The sequence below is a fragment of the Pseudomonas juntendi genome (genome assembly GCF_009932375.1).
In the GTDB taxonomy this organism is placed as follows: Bacteria; Pseudomonadota; Gammaproteobacteria; order Pseudomonadales; family Pseudomonadaceae; genus Aquipseudomonas; species Aquipseudomonas juntendi.
Genome location: NZ_BLJG01000235.1, coordinates 1 through 8028, shown reverse-complemented (window position 1 = coordinate 8028; position 8028 = coordinate 1). Strand labels below are relative to the sequence as shown.

At 64.2% G+C, this 8028-nt stretch carries 8 protein-coding genes; 2 read left to right on the top strand and 6 right to left on the bottom strand.

Annotated features, from left to right (window positions below; translation table 11 throughout):
- Nucleotides 1-87: 87 nt before the first annotated feature.
- Entirely contained in the window at nt 88-1443 is a 1356-nt protein-coding gene (gene gudD, locus GYA94_RS23315; protein ID WP_161893187.1) for a glucarate dehydratase, read from the bottom strand.
- A gap of 19 nt (nt 1444-1462) precedes the next feature.
- Nucleotides 1463-2815, bottom strand: a complete 1353-nt coding sequence (locus tag GYA94_RS23310) for an MFS transporter (protein ID WP_161893186.1) — start codon at nt 2813-2815, stop codon at nt 1463-1465.
- A gap of 261 nt (nt 2816-3076) precedes the next feature.
- Here GYA94_RS23310 and GYA94_RS23305 point away from each other — a divergent pair, with 261 nt between their 5' ends.
- Entirely contained in the window at nt 3077-3778 is a 702-nt protein-coding gene (locus GYA94_RS23305; protein WP_161893185.1) for a FadR/GntR family transcriptional regulator, read from the top strand.
- A gap of 30 nt (nt 3779-3808) precedes the next feature.
- Here the strand turns inward: GYA94_RS23305 and GYA94_RS23300 are convergent, their stop codons facing one another.
- From GYA94_RS23300 to GYA94_RS23285, 4 genes are all read right to left on the bottom strand, one after another.
- Nucleotides 3809-4819, bottom strand: a complete 1011-nt coding sequence (locus GYA94_RS23300) for a zinc-dependent alcohol dehydrogenase family protein (protein WP_161893184.1) — start codon at nt 4817-4819, stop codon at nt 3809-3811.
- Nucleotides 4820-4951: 132 nt separating this feature from the next.
- Nucleotides 4952-5542, bottom strand: coding sequence for an HAD family hydrolase (locus tag GYA94_RS23295; RefSeq protein WP_029887396.1), 591 nt, complete (start codon nt 5540-5542; stop codon nt 4952-4954).
- On the bottom strand, nt 5539-6408 hold the full coding sequence (tesB, locus tag GYA94_RS23290) for an acyl-CoA thioesterase II (protein WP_009681790.1): 870 nt from the start codon (nt 6406-6408) through the stop codon (nt 5539-5541). Before tesB ends, GYA94_RS23295 begins: the two co-directional genes overlap by 4 nt.
- A gap of 149 nt (nt 6409-6557) precedes the next feature.
- Nucleotides 6558-7127 carry a GNAT family N-acetyltransferase gene (locus tag GYA94_RS23285; RefSeq protein WP_009681789.1) on the bottom strand — a complete coding sequence of 190 codons (570 nt, stop codon included), beginning with the start codon at nt 7125-7127 and terminating at the stop codon, nt 6558-6560.
- Nucleotides 7128-7306: 179 nt separating this feature from the next.
- Between GYA94_RS23285 and pmrG the strand changes: the two genes are divergently transcribed.
- The gene (gene pmrG / locus GYA94_RS23280) at nt 7307-7993 is read left to right on the top strand and encodes a lipopolysaccharide core heptose(II)-phosphate phosphatase PmrG (protein ID WP_110676592.1); all 687 of its coding nucleotides are present in this window, start codon (nt 7307-7309) and stop codon (nt 7991-7993) included.
- Nucleotides 7994-8028: the final 35 nt, after the last annotated feature.

Sequence of the window (8028 nt, the reverse complement as noted above, 5' to 3'; positions counted from 1 at the left end):
CGCTTCCAAAGGACAGGTTGGCCGCAAAGTTTCAAGTCCTGCGCCGGACCTGTGGGAGCGGGCAAGCCCGCGAAGAGGCCAGCAGCCTTAACGCACCAGGCAAGGCCGCTTGTTATCAAAGCGCCAGCCCGGAATCAGGAACTGCATCGCTACACTATCATCCCGCGCCCCCAACCCCATGTTGCGGTAGCACTCGTGGGCCTTGGCCAGTTGATCCTCATCCAGCTCCACCCCCAACCCCGGCCGCGCCGGCACATGCACATGGCCGTCGACAATGCGCAGCGGCTCACGGGTCAGGCGCTGGCCGTCCTGCCAGATCCAGTGGGTGTCGATCGCGGTGATCTCACCCGGCGCAGCAGCCGCCACCTGGGTAAACATCGCCAGCGAAATATCGAAGTGGTTGTTGGAGTGCGAACCCCAGGTAAGCCCCCAGTCATTGCACATTTGCGCCACCCTCACCGAGCCCTGCAAGGTCCAGAAATGCGGGTCGGCCAGCGGAATGTCCACCGACTGCAACTGGATCGCATGGCCCATCTGCCGCCAGTCGGTGGCGATCATGTTGGTAGCCGTGGGCAAACCCGTAGCGCGACGGAACTCGGCCATCACCTCGCGGCCCGAGTAGCCGTTCTCGGCGCCGCACGGGTCTTCGGCATAGGCCAGCACATCATGCTTGTCGCGGCACAGGGCGATGGCCTCCTTGAGTGACCAGGCCCCGTTGGGGTCCAGGGTGATGCGTGCTTCGGGGAAGCGTTCGGCCAGCGCCGTCACTGCCTCCATTTCTTCTGCCCCCCGCAGCACGCCGCCCTTGAGCTTGAAGTCGCTGAAGCCGTAACGCTGCTTGGCCGCTTCGGCCAGGCGCACAATTGCCTCGGGTGTCAGGGCCTTTTCATGGCGCACACGAAACCAGTCGTCGTCACTGTCCGCTTCGTTGCGGTAAGCCAGGTCGGTCTGCTGGCGGTCGCCGATATAGAACAGGTAGCCCAGCATCTTCACCGCATCACGTTGCTGGCCCTCGCCCAGCAGTGCCGCCATGGGCACATTCAGGTGCTGGCCGAGCAGGTCGAGCAGCGCCGACTCGATAGCCGTCACGGCATGCACGGTGATACGCAGGTCGAAGGTCTGCAGGCCGCGCCCCGCCGAGTCGCGGCTGGCGAACGTCTGGCGCATGGCATTGAGCACGCGCTGGTAATGACCGATCGGCTGGCCTACTACCAGGCTGCGGGCGTCTTCCAGGGTCTGGCGAATGCTCTCGCCACCCGGCACTTCGCCAAGCCCCGTGTTGCCCGCGCTGTCCCGCAGTACCACCACGTTACGGGTAAAGAACGGGCCATGTGCACCACTGAGGTTGAGCAGCATGCTGTCGTGGCCAGCCACCGGAATCACGCGCAGGTCGGTGACCACCGGGGTGCTGGTGTGAACGGCGGGTGTTGTCTGCATATTCATGGTTGTCGTCTCGCAGTCGTCAGTGGGTCTGGCCCAGGGCCGCGGGGCCCTTCAGGCTATCGGAAGGTGCGCCCTTGGGGCGTGTACGCACGAAGAAGATGGCAATTGCCGCCAGCACCGAAGTCACCGCCAGGCCATACAACCCGCCCTGGATCGAGCCGGTCTGCTGCTCCAGCAGGCCGAACGTGGTGGGGGCAACGAAGCCGCCGAGGTTGCCGACCGAGTTGACCAGGGCTATCACCGCCGCCGCGATGCGAGCATCCAGGTAGCCCTGCGGGATCGGCCAGAACAGTGACGAGGCCGACTTGAAGCCGATGGCGGCAAAGCACACGGCGACAAAGGCGAATACCGGCCCGCCGGTGGTGGACATGAACATGCCGATGGCCGCGACCACCAAGGCGCCTGCCACCCAGGCCTGCTGGAACTTCCAGCGTGCAGAACCGGCAGCGAAGGCATACATGGCCAGGATCGAGATCAGCCACGGAATGGAGTTGAGGAAGCCGACCTGCAAGTCGCTGAGGTCGCCCATGCGCTTGATGATGCTCGGCAGCCAGAAGGTGGCCGCGTAGATGGTCAGCTGGATGCAGAAGTAGATCAGGCAGAACAGGACGATCTGGCGGTCCTTGAGCAGGCTCCAGGCCGACGGCTTGGCCGCACCCAGCGCCTCGCGCGCTTGCTGTTCACGGTCGATGGTCGCGACCAGCGCATCCTGCTCGGCCTGGCTCAGCCACTTGGCGTCCTGCGGTTTGGAGTCGAGCCAGAAGAACACGAAGAAGCACAACGCCACCGAGGCCATGCCTTCGATGAACAGCATCCACTGCCAGCCGTGCAGGCCGAGCCCCTGGATTTGCATCAAGGCCCCGGCCAAGGGGCCGGAAATCAGCGAAGCCAGCGCCGACCCGCTGAGGAAAATGGCGATTGCCTTGCCGCGTTCGGCCGCCGGCAGCCAGCGGGTGAAGTAGTAGATCACCCCAGGGAAGAAGCCCGCTTCGGCCACGCCGAGCAGAAAGCGCAGTACATAGAACTGGGTTTCGTTCTGCACGAAGGCCATGGCCGTGGCCACCAGCCCCCAAGTGAACATGATGCGGGTCAGCCACAAGCGGGCCCCCACCTTCTGCAGCAGCATGTTCGAAGGCACCTCGAACAGCGCGTAGCCGATGAAGAACAGCCCGGCACCAAAGCCAAAGGCCGCAGCGCTGATGCCCAGGTCGCTTTCCAGGTGCGGGCGGACGAAGCCGATGTTGACGCGGTCCAGGTAGTTGACGATGAACATGATGACGAACAGCGGCAGCACGTGGCGCTTGAACTTGGCCACGGCGCTGGCCAACGCGTCGCCTTCATTCCGGGCAGACGGAGCGAGGGTGTCGTTCACAGGTGGATCTCCCACTAATTGTTTTTGTGCGGGTCGGGGTTGTCTGACATGGCAGTGGGGACGAGCATAGGCCCCGGGAAGTTGTACGACAAGATCAAAAACATCGCTCAAATGGCAAAATACAAGCTGCATGAACGGCAATATGTTTCGATCTTGCAAAAACAGTCACGCTAAATGCACCCTCTCCTGGCGAAAAATTGGGCACAAAATATTTTTATCAATTAACTTATCATACAAGTACAACCAGAGATGGATCACAGCATGCTCCCTGATCACGCGCACAAACGCGGCCACAGCCGCGCACATGACCTGGTCTCCAGCCTGACCCAACAGATTCTCCTGGGCACCTTCAAGCCAGGCGACAAACTGCCGTCGGAGAACACCTTGGTACGCGAGCACGGGGTTAGCCGCACGGTGGTTCGCGAAGCCTTGTCGAAGTTGCAGGCTTCGGGGCTGGTGGAACCGCGCCACGGTATCGGCACCTTCGTGATGGCGCGCCAAGCCCAGGCCGGGTTGCGCGTTGCAGCGGAAAGCGCAGCGAATGTGCGCGACTTGCTGGAGCTGCGGATTGGCCTGGAAGGCCAGGCCGCCGCGCTGGCAGCGCTACGCCGCGATGAAGGGCAGTTGGCGCGCATGCGCCAGGCACTGGATGACTACCAGGACCTGGCGGCGGCAGGTGACAGTTGCATCGAGGCCGACCGGCGTTTTCACCTGCTGATTGCCGAAGCCACCGGCAACCTGTATTTCACCGAGATGCTGCTGCAGTTGGGCAACGGCTTGATTCCGCGCAACCGCATGGCCCAAGCCGAGCGCAGTGGATCGAAGATGGCAGCGCAGGCATACCTGGCCAACCTGGAGCACGAGGCAATCCTCAATGCCATCCGCCGGCAAGACCCGGATGCGGCACGCGCGGCGGTGTGCCTGCACCTGTCCAACAGCCGCGACCGGCTGCTACCGGATTGACAGGCAACTGCGGCACAGCAGCCCCGGCGCTTACCAGGTCAGGCAGATCTTGCCGAAATGCCGGTTGCTCTCCTGGTAACGGAACGCGTCGACGATCTGCTCCAGCTCGAAGTGCTTGTCCACTACCGGCCGCAAACCGTTGGCATCAATGGCCCGCACCATCGCCTGCTGCTGCGCCCGGCTGCCGACCAGCACCCCTTGCAGGCGAATCTGCCGCACCAATGCCTGCACCAACGGCAGTTGCCCGGCCACGCCAGTAAGAATGCCGATCAACGACACATGCCCGCCGATCCGCGCAGCGATCATCGACTGCTCCAGGGTAGCCGGGCCACCCACCTCGATCACGTGATCGACACCGCGGTTAGCAGTCAGCTCGCGCACTTTCTCACCCCACGCCGGGGTGCGCTTGTAGTTGATCAAGTGGTCGGCGCCCAAGGCTTTGAGCCGCTCCAGCTTGGCATCGCTGGACGAGGTGGCAATCACCGTGGCACCCGCCAGCTTGGCGAACTGCAGGGCGAAGATCGACACGCCACCGGTGCCCTGCACCAGCACCGTGTCGCCCGGTTTGAGGTGGTCGTCGCACATCAGCGCGCGCCAGGCGGTCAGGCCGGCAGTGGTCAGGGTGGCGGCTTCGGCATGGCTGAAGCCCGAAGGTGCCAAGGTAAACGCGGTGGCACGGGCGGTGACCTGTTCGCGGGCGTAGCCATCGATGCCGTCACCCGGCACCCGGGCAAAGCCTTCGACATTGGCCTGGCCATCGAGCCAGTCCGGGAAGAATGTACTGACGACACTGTCGCCGACCTGAAACTCGCTGACGCCGGCCCCTACGGCAACGACTTCGCCCGCACCGTCGGCCATGGGGATGCGCCGCTCACTCGGCCCCCACATGCCACTCACCACGGCGAAGTCGTGGTAGTTCAGGGAGCTGGCGTGCAGGCGCACGATGATCTCGCCGGCCTGGGGGGCCGCAGCCTCGCTGCTGCCGACCTCGACCTTGTCGTAGCCGCCGCCAGGTTGAACGTAGATGGCCTTGCTGGTCATGGGTTGGGTCTCCGTATCAACGTCAGGAATGGGAATGAGCATAGACAGGTCTATGGGTTGCAAAAGCTGCCACGGGCTTTGCAGAAGCGGCCTTGTGTCGCGATCGAGCTGCGCAGGGCGCGCACCCTCTACTCAGCCCAGCATCACCTTCAAGGCCCGACAATCGACCGCGTGCCAATCCACCAGTTGCGGCCATGGGTTATCGGGCACATTCACCAATATCGTGCGTGCCCCCGCTGCGCGCCCGCAGTCCAGGTCAAAACGGTAGTCACCCACCATCACCAGCTCGCTCGGCGCCACGCCCCAGGCCGCGGCAATCTTCAGCAACCCATCCGGGCTCGGCTTCGGTGCCGCCTCGTCACGCCCGAGCACATGCTCTACCGGGAAGCAGTCCGCCAGGCCTATCGCTTCCAGCGTTACATGGGCCAGTTCCCGCGCATTGCGGGTGAGTATCCCCAACCGGCAACCACGCGCAGCCAGTTCGCGCACCAGTTCAACCGCCCCGGTCGCCGCGGTGGAGGCCTCCGCCAGCTCACGCTCATGCTCCAGCAGCCAGGCATGCTTGGCCGCGGCTTCGTCGGCTGGCAAAGCCGCCAGGTGGGTAAGGATGTCGTCCTCGGCAGGGATACCCAGCGCCTCCCGGATGGCGGCAAAGTCATGCACTGCCACCGTCAGGGTGCCGTCCATGTCGAACACCCAGTTGCGCACCTGCTGCAGGCTCATGCCCAGTCCTTGCGGTGACGAATCAGGCCTTCCTGGCTCGACGATGCCACCAGTTGCCCGGCCTGGTTGAAAATGCTGCCGCGGCAGAAGCCACGGGAATTCCCTGCCCACGGGCTATCGGTGGCATACAGCAGCCACTGGTCGGCACGCAGGTTGCCGTGGAACCACAGCGAATGGTCGAGGCTGGCGATCTGCATGTCACGCTGCCAAACCGACTTGCCATGGGGCACCAGCGCAGTGGTGAGCAGGCCGAAGTCCGAGGCGTAGGCCAGCAGGTACTTGTGCAGGGCGGGCACGTCGGGCAGGTTGCCGTCGGCGCGGAACCACGCATATTTCACCGGGTCGCCTGGCTTGGGGTTGAACGGGTCACGCTCGGTGACCGGGCGAATCTCGATTGGCTTGGCGCACAGCACCTTGTCGCGGATGCGTTCAGGCAGATGGTCTGCCATGGCACGCGCCAGTTCCACTTCGGTAGGCAGGTTTTCCGGGCCGACCACGTCGGGCATCTGCGCCTGGTGGGCGAAGCCTTCCTCGTCGTACTGGAACGAAGCGCTACAGGTGAAAATGGTCTGGCCCTTCTGGATCGCCGTCACCCGCCGGGTACTGAAGCTGCCGCCATCACGCACACGGTCCACCGAGTACACCACCGGCAGGCTGGCGTCTCCCGGGCGCAGGAAATAACCATGCAGCGAGTGCACATGGCGCGCGTCTTCGACCGTCTGGCTGGCTGCCGACAACGACTGGCCCAGCACCTGGCCGCCGTACAGCTGGCGGAAGCCCAGGTCTTGGCTGCGCCCACGGAACAGGTTCTCCTCGATGGCTTCGAGGCTCAACAGGTCGACCAGGTCGTCCAACACATGACTCATTGGGGCATCTCCGTAGAAGCGAGCCTTGCTCGCGCTGCGCCGCCTGGGCGGCGCTCGAACTCACAGGCGCCGAACCCCTAGCGGCCCAGCGCCCTTTCAATGGGCAAATAATACAGCGTTTGCCATTCGCACCGAGCATGGCTGTGCATTCAGGCGCGCAGGGTGTGCTCCCAGTGCGCACGGTCGATGCGGTACAGCACATGCGGGCGTAGCGGGTGGCCTGCGGGCAGGCGCGGGTGCTCGAAGCTGCCGCGCAGGTCTTGCTGCATGCCGATGGCCTGCATCACCTTCTGCGATGGCAAGTTACTTTCGGCAGTGAACGACACCACCTCGTTCAGGCGCAATTGGGCGAACGCACAGCGCAGGCAGGTCCACGCGGCTTCGCTGGCAAAACCCAGCCCCCAGTGGCGCCGGGCCAGGCGCCAGCCAATCTCCACGGCTGGCGCGAAATCGGCGTCAAAGTTTACCTGCAGCAAGCCGGTCATGCCGATGAATGCACCGCTGTCCTTGCGCTCCAGCGCCCACAAACCAAAACCGTATTCGTTGAAGTGCCCGCGTATCCGGCCAATCAGCGCGGCAGCTTCCAGGCGTGTGAGCGGTGCCGGGAAGTAGCGCATCACCTGCGGGTCGGCACACAGCGCCGCAAATTCACGCAGGTCATCGTCGTGCCATTGGCGCAGCACCAGCCTTGCGCTTTCCAGTTGAAGGGTGGAGGTCATCGGGCCTGCTCCGGTTTTGCCGAATTACAGTCTACAGCGTAGGCGCCGGCGTGGTGTTCACCCAACGGGCCGCAACCGAATGCAATTTTCACACACCCTTCACCGGCGCCCGACAGCTCGCTTAGCAAAATGCCGCCATCACTGCCGTGCCCGCCACGGCCCTGTCACTGGAGCAACGCATGCTATCGAGCAATACCCTGGGGCACCCTGCCATTCACGCCCGGCGCAAACGGCGCCTGTCTCGCAAAGCCCTTGGTGCCGCCCTTGGCTTGTGCATGGTCGTGGCGGCCTTGACCACCTGGCTGGCGACGAGGACGCATATCGTGGACCTTGGCAACGAGCAACAACTGAGTGACAGCGGCCTGCTGCAGAACTGGGCCGAGGGTGCCGTGATCGTGATGATCCGCCACGCCGAACGCTGCGACAGCGCCCCGGGCCCGTGCCTGGACGACCCCACCGGCATCACCGTGGCCGGCAGCCAGGCGGCCACACGGGTGGGCCAAGGCTTGCACCAACTGGGCCTGGCCAACACCGACCTGCTCAGCAGCCCGAAACTGCGCACCCGGCAAACCGCGCACTTCATCCTCGGCCAGGCGGTGGCCAGCGAAGACTGGCTGGAAAGCTGCGACAGCCAGTTCGCCAGCGATGCACTGGCGCACAAACGTGCCGGGCACAACCTGGTGCTGGTGACCCATAACGGCTGCATCGATCACTTCGCCCGCCAGCAGCACGTGGCCGGCGGCGAGCGCGAAAGCGCCTACGCCAGCGCGCTGTTCGTTTCGGTGGACGGCAACGGCAAGGCACGCATCCTCGGCCGCCTGAATGAGCCCGACTGGCAGCGGGTGCTGGCCAGCGCCGCAAAATAGCAGTGGCCTGCTCGGACCTCATCGCCGGCAAGCCA

Coding starts and splice junctions, on each gene's coding strand:
- pmrG (WP_110676592.1), top strand. CDS start 7,307: ATGCTATCGAGCAATACCCTGGGGCACCCTGCCATTCACGCCCGGCGC.
- GYA94_RS23285 (WP_009681789.1), bottom strand. CDS start 7,127: ATGACCTCCACCCTTCAACTGGAAAGCGCAAGGCTGGTGCTGCGCCAA.
- GYA94_RS23295 (WP_029887396.1), bottom strand. CDS start 5,542: ATGAGCCTGCAGCAGGTGCGCAACTGGGTGTTCGACATGGACGGCACC.
- GYA94_RS23305 (WP_161893185.1), top strand. CDS start 3,077: ATGCTCCCTGATCACGCGCACAAACGCGGCCACAGCCGCGCACATGAC.
- GYA94_RS23300 (WP_161893184.1), bottom strand. CDS start 4,819: ATGACCAGCAAGGCCATCTACGTTCAACCTGGCGGCGGCTACGACAAG.
- gudD (WP_161893187.1), bottom strand. CDS start 1,443: ATGAATATGCAGACAACACCCGCCGTTCACACCAGCACCCCGGTGGTC.
- tesB (WP_009681790.1), bottom strand. CDS start 6,408: ATGAGTCATGTGTTGGACGACCTGGTCGACCTGTTGAGCCTCGAAGCC.